Annotated in this window: 16 protein-coding genes; 10 read left to right on the top strand and 6 right to left on the bottom strand. The window is 70.8% G+C overall.

The features are described 5' to 3' along the window. Positions 1 to 2 precede the first annotated feature (2 nt). Together ACFYRY_RS31715 and dnaK are read left to right on the top strand one after the other, a co-directional pair. Positions 3 to 761 (top strand): glycerophosphodiester phosphodiesterase family protein, encoded by a 759-nt coding sequence (locus ACFYRY_RS31715; RefSeq protein WP_389153281.1) that lies wholly within the window; start codon positions 3 to 5, stop codon positions 759 to 761. 126 nt (positions 762 to 887) lie between these two features. Further along, the gene (gene dnaK / locus ACFYRY_RS31710; RefSeq protein ID WP_389153278.1) at positions 888 to 2762 is read left to right on the top strand and encodes a molecular chaperone DnaK; all 1875 of its coding nucleotides are present in this window, start codon (positions 888 to 890) and stop codon (positions 2760 to 2762) included. An 8-nt stretch (positions 2763 to 2770) separates the two neighbouring features. Here dnaK and ACFYRY_RS31705 read toward each other — a convergent pair whose 3' ends face one another. Both ACFYRY_RS31705 and ACFYRY_RS31700 read right to left on the bottom strand, forming a co-directional pair. Beyond that, a complete protein-coding gene (locus ACFYRY_RS31705; RefSeq protein ID WP_389153275.1) occupies positions 2771 to 3634 on the bottom strand; it encodes a helix-turn-helix domain-containing protein in 864 nt (287 codons plus the stop codon). A 180-nt stretch (positions 3635 to 3814) separates the two neighbouring features. Then, positions 3815 to 4648, bottom strand: a complete 834-nt coding sequence (locus tag ACFYRY_RS31700) for a helix-turn-helix domain-containing protein (protein ID WP_389153272.1) — start codon at positions 4646 to 4648, stop codon at positions 3815 to 3817. Positions 4649 to 4900: 252 nt separating this feature from the next. On the opposite strand from ACFYRY_RS31700, the gene ACFYRY_RS31695 reads away from it, so the two are divergent. After that, entirely contained in the window at positions 4901 to 5206 is a 306-nt protein-coding gene (locus ACFYRY_RS31695) for a 4a-hydroxytetrahydrobiopterin dehydratase (protein ID WP_389153269.1), read from the top strand. A gap of 5 nt (positions 5207 to 5211) precedes the next feature. Continuing rightward, positions 5212 to 5964, top strand: coding sequence for a class I SAM-dependent methyltransferase (locus ACFYRY_RS31690; RefSeq protein WP_389153266.1), 753 nt, complete (start codon positions 5212 to 5214; stop codon positions 5962 to 5964). Here the strand turns inward: ACFYRY_RS31690 and ACFYRY_RS31685 are convergent. Together ACFYRY_RS31685 and ACFYRY_RS31680 are read right to left on the bottom strand one after the other, a co-directional pair. Beyond that, complete coding sequence (locus tag ACFYRY_RS31685; RefSeq protein ID WP_389153263.1) at positions 5924 to 6400, bottom strand: hypothetical protein; 477 nt, start codon at positions 6398 to 6400, stop codon at positions 5924 to 5926. The two genes, ACFYRY_RS31690 and ACFYRY_RS31685, sit on opposite strands and share 41 nt — an antisense overlap. Next, positions 6397 to 6876, bottom strand: coding sequence for a hypothetical protein (locus ACFYRY_RS31680; protein WP_389153261.1), 480 nt, complete (start codon positions 6874 to 6876; stop codon positions 6397 to 6399). The genes ACFYRY_RS31685 and ACFYRY_RS31680 overlap by 4 nt, the downstream gene beginning before the upstream one ends. A gap of 63 nt (positions 6877 to 6939) precedes the next feature. On the opposite strand from ACFYRY_RS31680, the gene ACFYRY_RS31675 reads away from it, so the two are divergent. From ACFYRY_RS31675 to ACFYRY_RS31655, 5 genes are all read left to right on the top strand, one after another. Then, on the top strand, positions 6940 to 7896 hold the full coding sequence (locus ACFYRY_RS31675; RefSeq protein WP_389153258.1) for a helix-turn-helix transcriptional regulator: 957 nt from the start codon (positions 6940 to 6942) through the stop codon (positions 7894 to 7896). A gap of 45 nt (positions 7897 to 7941) precedes the next feature. Continuing rightward, on the top strand, positions 7942 to 9882 hold the full coding sequence (locus ACFYRY_RS31670) for a rhamnogalacturonan lyase (RefSeq protein ID WP_389153255.1): 1941 nt from the start codon (positions 7942 to 7944) through the stop codon (positions 9880 to 9882). 156 nt (positions 9883 to 10038) lie between these two features. After that, positions 10039 to 10596, top strand: a complete 558-nt coding sequence (locus ACFYRY_RS31665; protein WP_389153252.1) for a TetR/AcrR family transcriptional regulator — start codon at positions 10039 to 10041, stop codon at positions 10594 to 10596. Then, positions 10593 to 11486, top strand: a complete 894-nt coding sequence (locus ACFYRY_RS31660) for an aldo/keto reductase (RefSeq protein ID WP_389153249.1) — start codon at positions 10593 to 10595, stop codon at positions 11484 to 11486. Before ACFYRY_RS31665 ends, ACFYRY_RS31660 begins: the two co-directional genes overlap by 4 nt. A gap of 107 nt (positions 11487 to 11593) precedes the next feature. After that, positions 11594 to 12613 (top strand): NADPH:quinone reductase, encoded by a 1020-nt coding sequence (locus ACFYRY_RS31655; protein WP_389153246.1) that lies wholly within the window; start codon positions 11594 to 11596, stop codon positions 12611 to 12613. Between the two features lie 164 nt (positions 12614 to 12777). Here the strand turns inward: ACFYRY_RS31655 and ACFYRY_RS31650 are convergent, their stop codons facing one another. Continuing rightward, positions 12778 to 13473: an alpha/beta fold hydrolase gene (locus ACFYRY_RS31650; RefSeq protein ID WP_389153243.1), complete on the bottom strand. Its 696-nt coding sequence runs from the start codon at positions 13471 to 13473 to the stop codon at positions 12778 to 12780. Between the two features lie 186 nt (positions 13474 to 13659). Here ACFYRY_RS31650 and ACFYRY_RS31645 point away from each other — a divergent pair, with 186 nt between their 5' ends. Then, entirely contained in the window at positions 13660 to 14331 is a 672-nt protein-coding gene (locus ACFYRY_RS31645) for a hypothetical protein (RefSeq protein ID WP_389153240.1), read from the top strand. A gap of 67 nt (positions 14332 to 14398) precedes the next feature. Here the strand turns inward: ACFYRY_RS31645 and ACFYRY_RS31640 are convergent, their stop codons facing one another. Beyond that, complete coding sequence (locus tag ACFYRY_RS31640; protein WP_389153237.1) at positions 14399 to 17056, bottom strand: cellulose binding domain-containing protein; 2658 nt, start codon at positions 17054 to 17056, stop codon at positions 14399 to 14401. Positions 17057 to 17205: the final 149 nt, after the last annotated feature.

Genomic DNA, 17205 nt, shown 5'->3' with positions numbered 1-17205 from the left:
CGATGTCGCGACGACCCGCCGTGTCCGCGCACCGGGGCGGATCCGAACACGCCGGCGCCGCCACCCGGGAGGCGTACGAGGACGCGGTCCGCTCCGGCGCCGAGTACGTGGAGTTCGACATCCGGCGCACCGCGGATCAGGTCCTCGTCGTCTACCACGATCCCCGGGTCGGTCCCGGCGGCCCGCCCCTGTCGACGATCACGCATGCCGAACTCTGCGAACGGGCCGGATACGCCGTACCGGTCATGGAGGACATCATGTCCCTGATCGCCGGGAAACTGGCCGGGCACCTGGACCTCAAGGAGGTCGGGTACGAGCGCACGGTGATCGACCGCGCGATCGCCCTGCTCGGCACCGACGGCTTCGTCGCCACCACCCTGGAGGACCGTTCCGTCGCCGCCATCGCGCGGGGCTTCCCGCAGGTGCGCACGGCCCTGTCGCTGGGCCGCGACCGCCGGGACATCGCTCCGGCCCGCCTGGCCGCCACCCGGCTGAGCGAGCTGCTGCCCATGCGGCGGGTCCGTGCCTGCGGAGCGGGCGGGGTCGCCGTGCACCACCGGCTGGCGCGCGCGGGTGTGCTGCGCGAGGCGGCCCGGCACGGCCTGTTCAGCATGGTGTGGACGATCAACGAGGACCTGCCGATGCGGACCTTCCTGGCCGACCCGCGGGTCGACGTCCTGGTCACGGACCGCCCCCGGCGGGCCCTCGCCCTGCGCGGCGGACGGCACGACGAGCGCCCGGCGGGGTACCCGTCCTCCTGAGCCGGGGTACCCGTCCTCCTATGCCGGGGTACCCGTCTCCTGACAGGAGCCACCCATTGACAAGAGCGCACTCAAGTTTTCTGCTGGAGTGCACAGGCTCCGCTGGCGCGGTGGAAGGGAACAGCGATGGGACGTGCGGTCGGAATCGATCTCGGGACCACGAACTCGGTGGTGGCGGTGCTGGAAGGCGGCGAGCCCACGGTCGTCGCCAACGCGGAGGGCGGCAGGACCACACCGTCGGTGGTGGCCTTCGCCAAGAACGGCGAGGTGCTCGTCGGAGAGGTCGCCAAGCGGCAGGCCGTGACGAACGTGGAGCGCACCGCCCGCTCGGTCAAGCGGTACATGGGCGACTCGAACTGGCGGTTCCCCCAGGAGGGCTCCATCGACGGCACCCGCTACCGGGCGCAGGAGCTGTCCGCGCGGGTGCTGCAGAAGCTGAAGCGGGACGCCGAGTCCTACCTCGGCGAGGACGTCACCGACGCCGTGATCACCGTGCCCGCGTACTTCGACGACAGCCAGCGGCAGGCCACCAAGGAGGCCGGGGAGGTCGCGGGCCTGAAGGTCCTCAGGATCATCAACGAGCCGACCGCCGCCGCCCTCGCCTACGGCCTCGACCGGGGGGAGGAGCAGACGGTCCTGGTCTTCGACCTCGGCGGCGGCACCTTCGACGTGTCGTTGCTGGAGATCGGCGACGGGGTCATCGAGGTCAAGGCCACCAACGGCGACACCCACCTCGGCGGCGACGACTGGGACCAGCGGGTCGTCGAGTACCTCGTCAAGCGCTTCAAGGGGCAGACCGGCGTCGACCTGGGCAACGACAAGATGGCCCTGCAGCGACTGCGTGAGGGCGCCGAGAAGGCCAAGATCGAGCTGTCCAGCTCCTCCGAGACGACGATCAACCTGCCCTACATCACCGCCTCCGCCGAGGGCCCGCTGCACCTCGACGAGAAGTTGACCCGCGCCCAGTTCCAGGAACTCACCGCGGACCTCCTCGACCGCTGCAAGACCCCCTTCCACCAGGCGGTCAAGGACGCCGGCATCAAGCTGGCCGCGATCCACCACGTCATCCTCGTCGGCGGCTCGACCCGGATGCCCGCCGTCACCGAGCTGGTCAGGGAGCTCACCGGCAAGGACCCGCACAAGGGTGTCAACCCGGACGAGGTCGTCGCCGTCGGCGCGGCGCTCCAGGCCGGCGTCATCCGCGGCGACGTGAAGGACGTCCTGCTCCTCGACGTCACCCCGCTGTCCCTGGGCATCGAGACCAAGGGCGGCATCATGACCAAGCTCATCGAGCGCAACACCACGATCCCCACCCGCCGCTCGGAGATCTTCACCACCGCCGCCGACAACCAGCCCTCGGTGGGCATCCAGGTCTACCAGGGCGAACGGGAGATCGCCGCGTACAACAAGAAGCTCGGCGTCTTCGACCTCACCGGCCTGCCGCCCGCGCCGCGCGGCGTGCCGCAGGTCGAGGTCGCCTTCGACATCGACGCGAACGGGATCATGCACGTCTCGGCGAAGGACCTCGCCACCGGCCGGGAACAGAAGATGACCGTCACCGGCGGCTCCGCCCTGCCCAAGGACGACATCGACCGCATGATGCGGGAGGCGGAGCAGTACGCCGAGGAGGACCGGGGCCGCCGGGAGGCGGCGGAGACCCGCAACCATGCCGAACAACTCGTCTACCAGACCGAGAAGTTCCTCCGTGAGAACGAGGACAAGGTCCCGGCCGAGACCAGGGGAGAGGTGGAGGCGGCGGTCGCCGAGGTCAAGCAGCTCCTGGAGCAGAACGCGGAGACCGACGCTCTGCGCACCGGCGTCGAGAAACTCGCCTCCGTCAGCCAGCGGATGGGCCAGGCCATGTACGCCCAGGCCCAGCAGACCCCGACGGACGGCGCCGCCGACGGCGCGCACAGCTCACCGCAGGACGAGGAGGGCGTGGTCGACGCCGAGATCGTCGACGACGAGAAGGACCAGGACCGCAAGGGCGGCGCGGCCTGAGCCCGGCCTCAGAAGTCCTTGAGGCGTTCCCTCAGGAGCTGCTTGGTGCGCTCCGCCGAGGCCGCCCGCGCCGACATGTGGTCCAGGACCTCCAGATGCGCGACGACCTCCTTGCGGGAGTCCAGGTAGAGGGCACCGGTGAGGTACTCGGTGAACACCATGTCGGGCAGTTCCGGCTCGGTGAAGCGGAAGAGGGAGAACGGCGCGTACGTGCCCGGGTGCGGGCCCTGTTCGAACTCCGCGACCTGGAGGGTGATCCGGTCGTTCTCGGCGAGCTGGACGAGTTTGTCCAGCTGGTCGCGCATGACCTCGCCGTCGATGCTCACCGGCCGGCGCAGCACCGTCTCGTCCATGATCACCCACAGGTGCGGCGGGTTCGTCCGCTCCAGCAGCTCCTGCCGGGCCATCCGCAGCGACACATGCCGGTCGACCGTCCCCGGCCCCGCCTGCCCGATCGTCCCGGCCTCCATCACGGCGCGCGCGTAGGCCTCGGTCTGCAGCAGACCCGGCACGAAGTGCGGCTCGTAGGAGCGGATGATCCCGGCGGCGCCCTCCAGGCTCACGTACATGCTGAACCACTCGGGCAGCACGTCGTGGAACCGCTGCCACCAGCCGGGCCGGTTGGCCTCCTCGGTCAGTGCCACGAACGCGGCCGCCTCGTCGTCGGCGACGCCGTACGTCTCCAACAGCACCTGCACGTACGGGATCTTCAACGCGACGTCGGCCGTCTCCATCCGCCGTACGGTCGCGGGGGCCACCCGCAGCGCCCGCGCGGCCTCCTCGCGTTTGAGGCCGGCCGCCTCCCGCAGTTCCTGCAGCCGCCTGCCGAGCACCACCTGGCCCACCGTGGGAGCAGGACGCCGCTCACTCACGCCACGCCTCCCCTACGCGTCGAAGTCCGGATGCAGTGTGTCATGTTCCGCTGCCTGTCTCATCAGTCTCTCCGGGCCGGAACCGCGACACACGCGACACGGGTGCCGTTTTGCGACGGTGGCCCCATTACCCGGGGTATCAGGTGCCGTCCGCGTCCGGCACGACGACCTGAGGGTTCCTCAAGGCAGCAGTGAGTGAAGGTACTTGACCGTCGCGGGGTCGGCCGGGAGGAAGGTCTCGATGGCCAGCTCGGAGACGGTCACGTCCATCGGGGTGTTGAAGGTGGAGATGGAGGAGACGAACGACAGCGTCCGTCCCTCGTGCTCGATCCGCATCGGCAACGCGAAACAGGTGCCGGGCTCGGCCGGTGGACCGGCGTCGTCGTCCTGCTCCGGCACCGGATACGCGGACACCTCGTCGTACAACGCCCGCAGCCGCTCCGAACGGCGCAGGGCGATCTGCCGCCCCATCTGCGCGAGCAGATGCCCGCGCCACTCGCGAAGGTTGCGGATACGGGGTGCCAGGCCCTCCGGGTGGAGCGTCAGCCGCATCGCGTTCAGCGGCGGGACGAGCAGGGACTCCGGCACGCCCTCCAGCAGCATCAGGATGCCCCGGTTGGCCGCGACGACGTCGTACAGCGCGTCGACCACGAGCGCCGGGTAGGGCTCGTAGCCCTGGATGAGGCGCTCCATGCCCTCGCGCAGCGCCTCCAGCGCCGGGTCGGTCAGCGGGGTCTCGGGATACCGGGGCGCGTACCCCGCCGCCAGCAGCAGTGCGTTGCGCTCCCGGACGGGCACCTCCAGGTGCTCGGCCAGCCTGAGCACCATCTCCTCGCTCGGCCGTGCACGGCCCGTCTCGATGAAGCTGACGTGCCGGGCCGAGGAGTCCGCCCGCAGCGCCAACTCCAGCTGACTGACCCGCCGTTCCTCCCGCCAGGCCCGCAGCAACGGGCCGACGCCCGGGTCGGCGGGGACGGTGGCGGGAGCGGCGTCACCGGACGCGACGGTGGTCATACCGACGACCGTAGCCGAGGAACGCCCGCCAGGAGCAGAGTCGCCGGCAGCCGAGGAACGGGTGCTCGACCGGACCGTGGACCTCGGAGACCGCGGCGCCCCGGCGCGCCGACGTGCGCGGCTGCCCGCTGGGAGGGGCGATCGGGGGCGCCCTCGGCGACCCGATCCCTCGGGAGCCCGTCTGACCAGGGCCGAAGCGGCCCAGCTGTGGCAGGCTGGACAGGCATCCGCAACTCAGGAAGGAGCGAGGCCATGCCCGTGGAACCGCTGTCGCAGAAGGAGATCGAGGACCGGCTCGCGGAACTGCCCGGCTGGTCGGTCGACGGCGACCGCCTCACCCGGTCCTACCGGCTCGGCACGCACTTCGCCGCGACCGCGATGGTCGTCCACATCGCCCAGGTCCAGGAGGAGCTCGACCACCACTCCGACCTCACCCTCGGCTACAACACGGTGTCCCTCAGCGTGAACACGCACAGCGCGGGCGGCACCGTGACCGAGCTGGACTTCGAGCTCGCCCACAAGGTGCAGGAGCTCGCCGCCGCCCACGGGGCGCAGTGACGGCGGTGCTGGACTACGACAAGGAGGCCGACGCCTACGACGTCACCCGCGGCGGCGAGCCCAGGGCCGCCGCGGCCGCCGACGCCGTGCTCGGCCTGGTCCCGGAGGATGCCCGGCGGCTCCTCGACGTCGCCTGCGGCACCGGGATCGTGACCCGGCGGTTCGCCGCGGCCCGCCCCGGCCTGCGGGTGACGGGCGTGGACCTGACGTACGGCATGGCCCGGACGGCCGCCGAACGTCTCCCCGGGGCGATCGTCCTGGCGGACAGCAGGCGGCTGCCGTTCCCCGACGGCTCGTTCGATGCCGTCACCAGTGTCTGGCTGCTGCATCTGCTGGACCGCCCGGGCGACGTCCGCGCGGTCGTCGCCGAGTGCGCCCGCGTGCTGAGGCCGGGCGGCGCGTACGTCACCACCGTCGACAAGGCCGCCGCACACGACGTGGGCAGCGACATCGACGCGGTCCTCGCGCCCCGCCCGCGCCGGCCGGCCCAGGACGCCACCGAAGCCGTCACGACGTATGCCGTGGCCTGCGGACTGGATCCGGTCGGCCGGGCCCGCTTCCCCGGCGTCGGTCAGGGGCGCAGCCCGCGCAGTACGGCCGCGGACCTGCGGCGCGGCTGGTTCACCCGGGTCCCGCCCGACGACCCGCTGGCCGAACAGTTCGCCGCGCGGCTGGCGGCCCTGCCCGACCAGGACCGACGGCGCGCCGATCCGGTGTTCAGGGTGCTGGGGTTCCACAAGCCCGAGCGAAGTCCATGAACCAGTTGGTCACCCAGCTCTCCCCGTCGTCCACCGAGAAGGCCTGCTCCCAGCGTGCGGTGGTGTCGGAGATCCCCGACCACACGAACCGCACCCGCACCTCCTTGCCGTCGTGTGTGTCCTCGCCGTGGAACTCGCCGCGCCCGCCCTCGAAACGGCCGACCACCGGCGGGAACAGTTTCCCGCTGCGGCTGGAGGACCAGTTCAGCGACCACTGCTCGCTCTCCGGGTCGTAGAGCCGCAGCGTCAGCCCCTTCCACCGCCGGCCCGGCACGTCGAGTTCGTCGATGTTCGCTGCCCCGTCGAACAGGCTCCAGCAGCGGCTGGTGGCCGAGAACTCCTCCCAACCGCTGTCCGGGTCGAGGAAGTCGGTGCGGCGGCGATGGTGGACCTCCCACGCGCCGTGGAAGAAGTCGAAGTCGTGCGGGCTGCTCATGGGCGGTCTCCAGTCGTGCCGGCGGGCAGTGAGTCGGCCATGTAGGCGTCGAGGTCGGGGACTTCGGGGGCGATCAGATGCCGTACCCAGGCGTCCCGTTCGTGCAGGATCGGCGGCAGTTCCCACACGCAGCCGATCCACGGCAGGTCGGGCCGGATGAAGTGCGTGGGGTCGCGGTCCGGGCAGCCGAGGACCGGCTGGCCCGCCGACGCGCCCCGGAAGTGCAGGACGTTGTCCCACACCCAGCTGTACGCGTTCAGATAGGCGCCGTCGTCGTCGCCCCGGTGCAGCACGACGAAGGTCGCGGGCGGCGTCCCGTCCGGCTCCGGCAGCAGCTCCGGAAGAATCGAGTAAGCCGCCTTCGCCACGTCCGGCGCGATGCCGTTCGGGTCGGCGGTGACGTGGTAACGCTTGATGTGACGACCGGCCACCTCGATCGGTGGCGGCACGGTCAGCAGTTTCTCCCTGAAGGCCATGGACGGGACCGTACGGCCGCTTCACTGACATCCTGTGTCAGTGAAGTCGGGCATCCTGAGATCATGAAGTCGGCCCGGCTCGTCTCGATCCTGCTGCTGCTCCAGACCCGGGGGCGGATGACCGCCGCCCAGCTCGCCGAGGAACTGGAGGTGTCCGTCCGCACGGTCTACCGGGACGTGGAGGCGCTGGGCGCGGCCGGGATCCCGCTGTACGGCGACGCGGGCCACGCCGGCGGCTACCGGCTCCTCGACGGCTACCGCACCCGCCTCACCGGCCTGACCGCGGGTGAGGCCGAGGCCCTCTTCCTCGCCGGTGCGCCCGGTCCCGCCGCCGAACTGGGCCTCGGTCCCGTCCTGGCCGCCGCCCAGCTCAAGGTCCGGGCCGCGCTGCCGCCGGAACTGCGCGCGCATGCCGACCGGGTCGGCGGCCGCTTCCACCTCGACGCACCGGGCTGGTACGCGCGGGCCGAGGAGGCGCCGTTCCTGCCGGCGGTCGCGGACGCCGTGTGGAACAACCGGGTCCTGCGTGTCCTGTACCGCCGGTGGCGTGAACCCACCGATGGGGAACGCCGGTTGGAGCCGTACGGGCTCGTGCTGAAGGCGGGCCGCTGGTACGTGGTCGCCGGCCCGGGCCCCCGCACCTTCCGCGTCGATCAGATTCTCCAACTGGCGCTCTCGGAGGATGAGTTCACACGCCCCGACGGCTTCGACCTAGCGGCCTACTGGACCGCCTACCAGCGTGACTTCCATGACCGGCTGCACCGTGCCGAGGCGGTGGTCCGCGTGGCGCCGGGCGTGACGCTCCCCATGGCCGTGCGGGCGAACGGCCGTACCGAGCAGGACGGTTGGACGGTGGTCACCGTCCCCATCGAGTCCGTCGACCACGCGCACGCCGAGTTCCTGCGCCTGGGCACCGGTGTCGAGGTCCTCCATCCGCCCGAGTTGCGTGAGCGGATCGCCCGGACGGTCGCCGAGTTGGCTGGAAGATACGGCAACCCGGGCGAGCACGGCGGCGACTGACAGGGACCGGAATGCGTCCGTCCCCCCGTTCAGGAGGCCCGCCCCGTGCAGCACCCGCACCCCCAGCCGCCCCCGCTCCCCGCCCCGCCTTCGCACCGCGGACGCCGCGTGCTCCTCGGCGCGATGACCGCCGTCACGGCCCTGGTCGGCGCCGGACTCACCACCCTCACCACCCCCGACACCTCCCCCACGCTCGAACTGACCCGCGCGGGAGGGGCCCCGACGGCGGCCACCGCCCGGCAGGTCGAGAAGCTCGACCGCGGTGTGGTCAGCGTGCACACCGACAGCGGCAACCTGGTCAGCTGGCGCTGGCTCGGCACCGACCCCGGCGACGTCTCCTTCAACGTCTACCGGGCCGGTACGAAGGTCAACTCCACGCCGGTGACGGGCTCGACGAACTACTTCCACTCCGGCGCCCCCGCCCAGGCCGACTACACGGTCCGCGAGATCGTCGGAGGTGTGGAGCAGGCCGACTCCGTACACGCCGTCCAACTCCGCACCGGCTACAAGGACGTTCCCATCTCCCCGCCGGCCGGCGGCACCACCCCCGACGGCGTCGCCTACACCTACGCGGCCAACGACGCCTCCGTCGCCGACCTCGACGGCGACGGCGCCCTCGACTTCGTCCTCAAGTGGCAGCCCACCAACGCCAAGGACAACTCGCAGTCCGGCTACACCGGCAACACGATCGTCGACGGCGTCAAGCTCGACGGCACCCGCCTGTGGCGCGTCGACCTGGGCCGCAACATCCGCTCCGGCGCGCACTACACACAGTTCCAGGCGTACGACTACGACGGCGACGGCAAGGCCGAGGTCGCCATGAAGACCGCGGACGGCACGGTCGACGGCACCGGCGCGGTCATCGGCAGCTCCTCGGCCGACCACCGCAACTCCAGCGGCTATGTGCTCACCGGACCCGAGTACCTGACCATGTTCAACGGGCAGACCGGCAAGGCGATGCAGAGCGTCGACTACGTCCCGGCCCGCGGCACGGTCTCCTCCTGGGGCGACTCGTACGGCAACCGGGTGGACCGTTTCCTCGCCGGCACCGCCTACCTGGACGGTGCCCGCCCCTCCCTGATCATGGCCCGCGGCTACTACACCCGCACGGTCGTCGCCGCCTGGGACTGGCGGGGCGGCACCTTCACCCGCCGCTGGACCTTCGACACCAACTCCTCCTCCAACAGCGGCAAGGGCTACGACGGTCAGGGCTCGCACAGCCTCTCCGTCGGGGACGTCGACGGCGACGGCAAGGACGAGATCGTCTACGGCGCGATGGCGGTCGACGACAACGGCAACGGCCTGTGGACGACGAGGACCGGGCACGGCGACGCCCAGCACCTCGGCGACCTCGACCCGTCGCACGCCGGCCTGGAGTACTTCAAGGTCTCGGAGTCCACCAGCCAGCCCGCCGAGCTGTACATCAACCCGGCGAACGGCACCGTCGACTGGAAGCTGGCCGCCTGCTGTGACAACGGCCGTGGAGTCGCCGGTGACATCTGGGCGGGCAACGACGGAGCCGAGGTCTGGTCGGCCTCCGACACCTCCATCCGCGACGAGTCGGGCGCGACGAAGGGCCGCGAACCGTCCTCGGCCAACTTCCTCTCCTGGTGGGACGGCGATCCCGTCCGCGAACTCCTCGACAACACCCACATCGACAAGTACGGCCCCTCGGGCGACACCCGGCTGCTGACCGGGTCCGACGTCCACTCCAACAACAGCACCAAGGCGACCCCGTCCCTGTCCGGCGACATCCTCGGCGACTGGCGCGAGGAGGTCGTCTGGCCCACGTCGAACAACACGGCCCTGCGGGTGTACTCCACGCCCGTCGAGACCGGCACCAAGATCACCACCCTGCTGCACGACACGATGTACCGCACGGCACTCGCCTGGCAAAACACGGCGTACAACCAGCCCCCGCACCCGAGCTTCTTCATCGGCAACGGCATGGCGACCGCGCCCCGGCCGTCGGTGTACACCCCGTGAACCGGTAGCAGGCGCTGGTCTGACGAACCCATCGCGAGTAGGCCCGGTCGTCATGACCGGGCCTACTCGTATGACACTCACGCATCACAAACAGAACCGTAGTTCTGCTAGTGTCCCCCCATAAGCAGAATGCACGTTCTTTTTGTGGGGGGTGTTGTGCCTCGGCTCACCGACGCGCGCAAGGAACTTCGGCGTACTCAGATCGCCGAGGCCGCCGTCCGCTGCTTCAGCCGCAACGGCCTGGAGCGGACCTCGATCGCCGACATCACCGCCGAGTCCGGTCTCTCGGCCGGCTCGATCTATGCGCACTACCGCAACAAGGCCGACCTGGTCCGGGTCGCCGCCCGCGAGGTGCTCGCCAAGCGCGCCGATGTCCTCGGCGAGTACGCCGCGGCCGACGCCCCACCTGGCCCCGACGAACTGCTCTCCCGTCTGATCGCCGCGATCGACCCGGCCGAGGCTCGGGTCGGCGTGCAGACCTGGGGAGAGTCGACCACCGACCCGGCCATCCGCGACATCGTCGTCGACATGACTGACCGGATGCGCGCGATGCTGCACGACTGCCTCACAGCCTGGCTCGTCAAGGTCGAGCACCATGAGCCGACCCAGGCCCGGGAGAGCGCCACTCCGATCGCCCACCGGGTCATGGCGCTCTACCAGGCCGAACTGCTGTACACCGCCTTGCAATCACCGACTGAGGAGACAGCGTCATGACCACCGCGACCGCTTCGTTCGCCGGCCGCGTCGTTTTACGCGTCGGCTACGGTGCCTTGCAGCTCGAGCGGCTGCACGATCGCCGCGGCGAGGCCGTCGCGCTGCTGCGCCGCGCGGTCGAGTTGGGCGTCGACCACGTGGACACCGCCGAGTTCTATGGCTTCGGTTTCGCCAACGCCGTGATCCGCGAGGCACTGCGCCCCGAGGACGACGTCCTGGTGGTCACCAAGGTGGGGGCTGACCCCAACCCGGGCGGGCGCGTGCCGTTGCGTCTGGCGCAGCGGCCCGAGCAGCTGCGCGCCAGCATCGAGGACAACCTGCGCAGCCTCGGCGTCGACCGGCTCGCGGTCGTCAACCTCCGCCGCCTGGACACCGGCCCCGGGCTGCGTCCTGAGGGCGATCAGGTCGTCGACCTCGACGACCAGCTCGCGGTGATGACCGCCCTGCGCGACGAGGGCAAGATCGGTGCGATCGGCCTGAGCAGCGTCACCCTCGACGGCCTGCGCCGTGCCCTGCCGGCCGGCATCGTCTGCGTGCAGAACGCGTACAGTCTCGTCTCCCGCGACGACGAGGACATGCTGCGGTTGTGCGCGGCGGAGGGCATCGCCTGGGTGCCGTTCTTCCCGCTCGGCGGGGTCTTCCCCGGCCTGCCCAAAGCGACGGACGAGCCGGCGGTGCACGCCGTGGCCGAGTCCCTGGGAGCCACGCCCTCCCAGGTCGGCCTCGCCTGGCTGCTGCACCACGCCCCGAACGTGCTTCTCATCCCCGGCACCGCCAACGCCGCCCACTTGGAGGCCAACATCGCGGTCAGCGGGATCACCCTCGACGCCGCGACCCTCGCCACCCTCGATGCCATCGAGTCCCGCTCCAACGACGTCCCTATCGGCTGACCGGAACCCACGCGACCCGGCTCGCGACCGCACCACACGCCGGACACCCTGACGCACCGCCAGGCCACGCCGGAAAACCCCGCTCTACCAGGCTCCAAGGACGGATCATGAAGGCCATCATCTACCGCGACAACGGCGCCCCCGACGTTCTGCAGTTCGTCGACCGTGACCTGCCGGCGCCCGGCCCCGGCGAGGTTCGCGTCCGGGTCGCCGTGTCCGGGGTCAACCCGACCGACTGGCAGGCACGCTCGGGCGTCGGCCACCCCAAGCACTTCTCGGAGGTCACCCCGCACCTCGACGGCGCCGGCACGGTCGACGCTGTCGGTGAGGGTGTCGACCAGAGCCGGGTCGGTCAGCGGGTCTGGCTGTTCATGGCCGCCGCCGGGCGGCCCACCGGCACCGCCGCCGAGTTCACCGTCGTGCCCGCCGAACAGGCCGTGCCGCTGCCCGACGAGGCCGGATTCGACGTCGGCGCCTCACTCGGCGTCCCCGCGCTCACCGCGCACCGCGCGCTCACCGTCGCCGAGGACGGCCCGCGCCGGCTGCGGCCCGGGGCACTCGACGGGAGGGTGGTGCTCGCCGCGGGCGGGGCCGGAGCGGTCGGGCACGCGGTGATCCAGCTCGCCCGATGGGCCGGCGCCACCGTGATCAGCACGATCAGCAGCCCGGAGAAAGCCCGGCTGGCCACCGCCGCCGGGGCCCACCACGTCATCAACTATCGCGAGGGCGACCCGGCCGCCGAGATCCGCAAGATCGCCCCGGACGGCGTCGACATCGTCGCCGAGGTGGCGCTGGGCGCGAACCTCGCACTGGACCTGGCCGCGCTGCGAACTCGCGGCACGATCTCGACCTACGCCAACGACGGTGGCAAGCCAGTCGAACTGAACGTGCCGCAGAACATGGTGCTGAACACCCGCTTTCAGTTCCTGGTGCTCTACACGGCCGGTCCGGAGGCACGCGCCGCGGCCGTCCAGGACGTCGCCGCCGCAGTGCGCGACGGCGCGCTGCCGGTCGGCGAGGAGCACGGCCTGCCGCTGATCCGCTTCCCCCTCGACCGCACCGCCGACGCGCACCGAGCGGTCGAGAGCCACGCCGTCGGCAAAGTCCTGGTGGACGTCACCTCCTGACGCCCAGTCGGCTACCGCGCACCCACCCGCCGCCCACGGGGAACCCCGCATGGGGCGGCCGGGTGGGCGCCGTCACCCCCGACCTCTGTCCGGCCCCGCGGCGATACTCCCCGAGGGCCACAACCGTCCGTTCGCGGTCCGTCCATCGCAGGTCGGTCCGGCGATCAGCCGTGAAGGGTGTTGAGGACCAGGGCAAGCTTCTCGGGCGCACTGATCATGGCCATGTGACCGGTGTCGAGATCGATGACGTCGGGCCGAAGCAGCGCGATGGATCGCTGTTGGAGTTCCTCGACGTAGCACTGGTCCCGCGTGAGGTGCACGTACGTCCGGGGGATCGCGCGTCGGTAGCCGCTCAGGTCCACGGGCTCGCTCAGCAGGGCGGCCGAATCGTCCGCGAGCCGGTCCAGGGTGGACGCGGTGGTGGCCTCGTCCATGTCGTTGCACAGCATGGCGGCGGCGCCCTCGCGGGTCTGGTGGTAGACGCCGCCGGCGATGGACTGCTCCACCAGCTCCCGCACTTCGGGATCGATCTGGTCAAGCACCCGGGATCTGTCCGCCGGCACCACGGCCGACACGAGGACGACATGGCGGATCCGGTCGGGTATGAGGTCCAGGACGCGCGGGATGGTGACTCCCGCGAAGGAGTGACCGACCAGTACGACGTCCCGCAGGTCCTTCGCCTCGACGTCCTCCCGGACCGCATCGGCGCAGTCCGCGAGAGTGACCGTGCCCAGGTCGACTTCGGCCCTGCTCCCGCGCCCCGGAAGATCAACTGCCAACGCCTCCGCACCGAGGTGGGGCATCAGCTCGTCCCAGCAGTTCGCGCCGAAGCTTGCACCGTGGATGAGAACGAACGCCATGGTTGACCTCCTCGTCAAGACCGTGACCGAACCTTAAGTGAGTTCAGTTCTGTTGGCGAGGTGTGCGGCAGGGCGAATGGGAACGCCGAGTCGATTCGTCATGAACACGTTTTCGTTACGAGATCTCCCCATGTGCGTCTTCTCGGGGATGATTCACCCTGCAACAGCACCATCCCTGGGGGGACCATGAGTCAGCACGTCACGCCGCCAATGCCGGGCTTCCCGCCGCCGCAGCAGCCGCAGCCGCCGCAGAAGAGGGGACCCGCCAACGCGATCGTCCTCGGATCCGCCGCGGCCGTGATCGTCGCCATCGTCGCCACCGGCGTCGCGGTGGGAGCCAACGTCGCCGACGAGGCGAAACCCGCCCCCACGGTCACCGTCACCAAAACCGTCTCCCCCGAGGAGGCCGCCGCCGCGGCCGAGGACGCCTCCGAGGAACCGGCCGCCGAGGAAACCGACGACGACGGCGTCTACGCGCTGGACGACACCGTCACCTACGACAGCGACGTGGACGTCAGCCTCTCGAAGTTCTCGCGGGCGGTGTCGGGTGAGTACGCGTCACCGGAGAACACCCCGTACGTGAAGTTCACCGTGAAGGTCGTCAACGGCGGGGACAAGACACTCGACGCCACCATGCTGACGGTCAACTGCTCCTACGGAAAGGACGGGAGCAGCAGCGAGGCCATCTTCGACAGCGACGCGGGTCTCGACGGCGGCCCCGACACGAAGGTGCTGGCCGGCCGGTCACTCAATGTGCCGTGGGGCTGCGAACTCCCCAAGGGCGAGAAGCTGTTGCAGATCGAGGTCGCTCCCGACTTCGACTCCGAGACGGCGATCTTCACCGGCAGTGTGAAGTAGGGGCACGGGTCAGGCCCGAGCTGCCGCGCCCCCGTCCGGTCCCGTGCCCGGACGGGGGCCCACGGCGTCAGTTCACCGCGCAGTTCTGGTCGCCCAGCTTGAACGCGGTCGGTTTCGGGTTGGTCCCCGACCAGCTGCCGGTGAAGCCGAAGCCCACCGAGGAGCCGGCCGCCACGGTCCCGTTCCAGCCGACGTTCTTGGCCGTCACCGCCGTACTGGACTGCGCGGTCTCGGCGTTCCACGCCTGGGTTACCTTCTGTCCGGCCGCGAAGGTCCAGCCCAGCGACCAGCCGTTCCAGGCGCCCGAACCGGTGTTGGTGAGCTGCACGTCCGCCTGGAAGCCGCCGGACCACTGGTTGGTGACCTTGTACGTCACCGAGCAGGTACCGGTGGGAGTGGGGTCCGGGCCCGGACCGGGATCCGTACCGCCGCCGCTGTCCGAGCTGTCGCCGTAGATCACCCCGCGGCCGTTCGTCGCCACGTACACCCGGCCGTACACCCGCGGGTCACCGGTGATCGCCCCACCCGTCCAACCCCACTGGTGGGCGTCGTCGTTGATACGGGTCCAGGTGGCGCCCTTGTCGGTGGAACGGAAGATGCCGCGGACCCCGCCGATCTTCGCGCTGGTGTACAGCGTCTGGTACGACGCCCCCGGGGCCGCCTTGCCGAAGCCGATGGTGTCGGCCTGCTGGACAGCGGAGAGCTTGGTGAAGGAGGCCCCGCCGTCGGTGGAGTGCCACAGCCCGTACGCGCCGTCGCTCGCCCCGCCGGCCAGCCACACATCGCCCTTCGTGCCGGGCAGCGCCTTGAAGCGCACGCTGTCCCCACTGGGCAGGCCGGTGGCGGGGGAGGCCGTGAAGGTGGCGCCGCCGTCCGTACTGACGTAGAACTTCCCGGACTTGAAGCCGTAGAACGTTTTCGCGTCGACCCGGTCGGACTCGACGATCGCGCCCGCCGGGATACCGCCGGCGGCCGCCCACGAGGTGCCGAAGCCGGTCGCGTACTGCACGCCGGCGCCCTGAGGACTCCACACGAACCGGCTGCCGTCGGCCGCCGCGGCCACCGTGCCGCCCCCGCTCACGCCCGACGGGTCGGTCCCCGCGAACCAGTTCGCGCCGTTGTCGGTCGAGAAGGCGATGTGCGGGCCCGAGTCGAGGTCGCCGACCCGCACCACCGTGTTCGGGGTGGTCTCGGCGAAGTCCAGGCTGGTCGTGGTGGTGAAGTTCGGCGAGGTGAACATCATCGACGGGACCTTGGTGAGGTCCGCGTGGCGGAAACCGCCGATGTCACCGAGCGCGCTGAGCAGCGGGGCGCCCGACGGGGGAGAGGCGAGGTCGTTGACCGCCGTCTCCTCCAGCCCCCGCACCATCGGTCTGACGGTGAACTTGCTGCCGGCGTCCCAGTTGGTGAGGTTCTCGGTGCCGTACACCGTCGCGCCCGTCCCGTACATCATCCGGTTCGAGTTGAACGGGTCGACCTCCAACCCCTCCGTCATCCAGCCGAGTTTGGGCGTCTGCTCGGGCGGCGACGGGTTCGCGCCCCAGGTCAGCCACGGCGAGGACGAGACGTCCATCGTGTAGCGGTTGGACCGGTCCGGGTACGAGGTGTAGTCCCAGGCCTTCGTCCAGGTCGCGCCGCTGTCCGTGGAGCGGAAGATCTGGGTGTCCGGCCACCAGGAGCTGTACCCGGTGGCCATCACGGTGCCGGGTTTTTGCCGGTCCACGGTCAGTCCGCTGAAGCCGTAGTAGGTGTCGGCCTCGGCGACCGGGCTGATGTTCGTCCAGGTGCCGGTGGCGGTCGCGTACCGCCACAGCTGGCCCTTGCCGCCGTCGTAGGGACCGCCCTTGTCGCTGTAGGCGAGGTAGAGGTAGCCGTTCTTGGCGTCCAGCACGCCCTTGTGCGCGAGGTAGCCGGTCGGCTGCCCCGCGAGCCGCGTCCACGTCGCGCCCGCGTCCGTGGACCGGTACACCGCGTTGTCCTTGTCCGCGACGCCCACGTAGACGGTCTTCGTCGCCGTGCCCGCGGTGCCCGTCGACTCGTCGAAGGTGACCCACACGATGCCCTGGTTGTCGCTGGCGTAGCCGCTCGTGTCGGTCGGATCCTGCTGGTAGGTGCCGACGTTGGGGAAGTTCGTCACCTGCGACCAGGTGACACCTGAGTCCGTCGACCGCCACAGGCCCTTGCCGCTCGGCGCCCCCAGGTACAGCACGCTGTCGCGGTTCGGGTCGATCGCGAGGCGCTCGCCCATGCCCCGGCCGGGCATGTTGCCGCCCAGCTTGAACGGCAGGTCCGTCTTCTGCCAGCTCGCGCCCCGGTTGGAGGAGCGCATGACCGCCCCGTTCCCCGGGTCCCAGCTGTTGGTGTACGTGCCGACCGCCGCGTACACCTTGTTCGGATCGACGGAGTCGGACGCCAGGCTCACCACGCCCGTGTGCCCCCAGTCGTCCCAGCCCACCGAGTCCAGCAGCGGCGACCAGGTCTTCGTCGACTCCTGCCAGCGGTAGGCGCCGCCGATGTCGGTCCGGGCGTACGCCAGGTTCTTCTCGGCGCGGTTGAAGACGATGCCGGGGACGAAGCCGCCCCCGTCGACGCGGGCGTTGTTCCAGGTGTACGTGTCGGCGGCGATCGCCGCCCGCTCGGGGCCGGCCGCCAGCGCGGGCGGCGTGCCCGCGAGCAGACCGGCCGCCAGCGCCAGCACGGCCGTGAGGATGCGGGTTCTTCGCACGGTGGGGGACCTTCCTTTCGGGAGGGCCGTTCAGGAGGGAAGCGTGCGAGGGCCGGGCGACCCCCAGTGCGGGAGGAGGCCGCCCGGCCGGCCGGCCCCGTCGTCAGGTGACGGGACCACGTACGCGAAACTTCCAAGCGCCTCGGAGA

It is taken from the genome of Streptomyces sp. NPDC005263 (assembly GCF_042872365.1).
Classification (GTDB): Bacteria; Actinomycetota; Actinomycetes; order Streptomycetales; family Streptomycetaceae; genus Streptomyces.
Note: the sequence above shows the minus strand (reverse complement) of the source record. Positions and strands in the feature narration are given on the sequence as shown.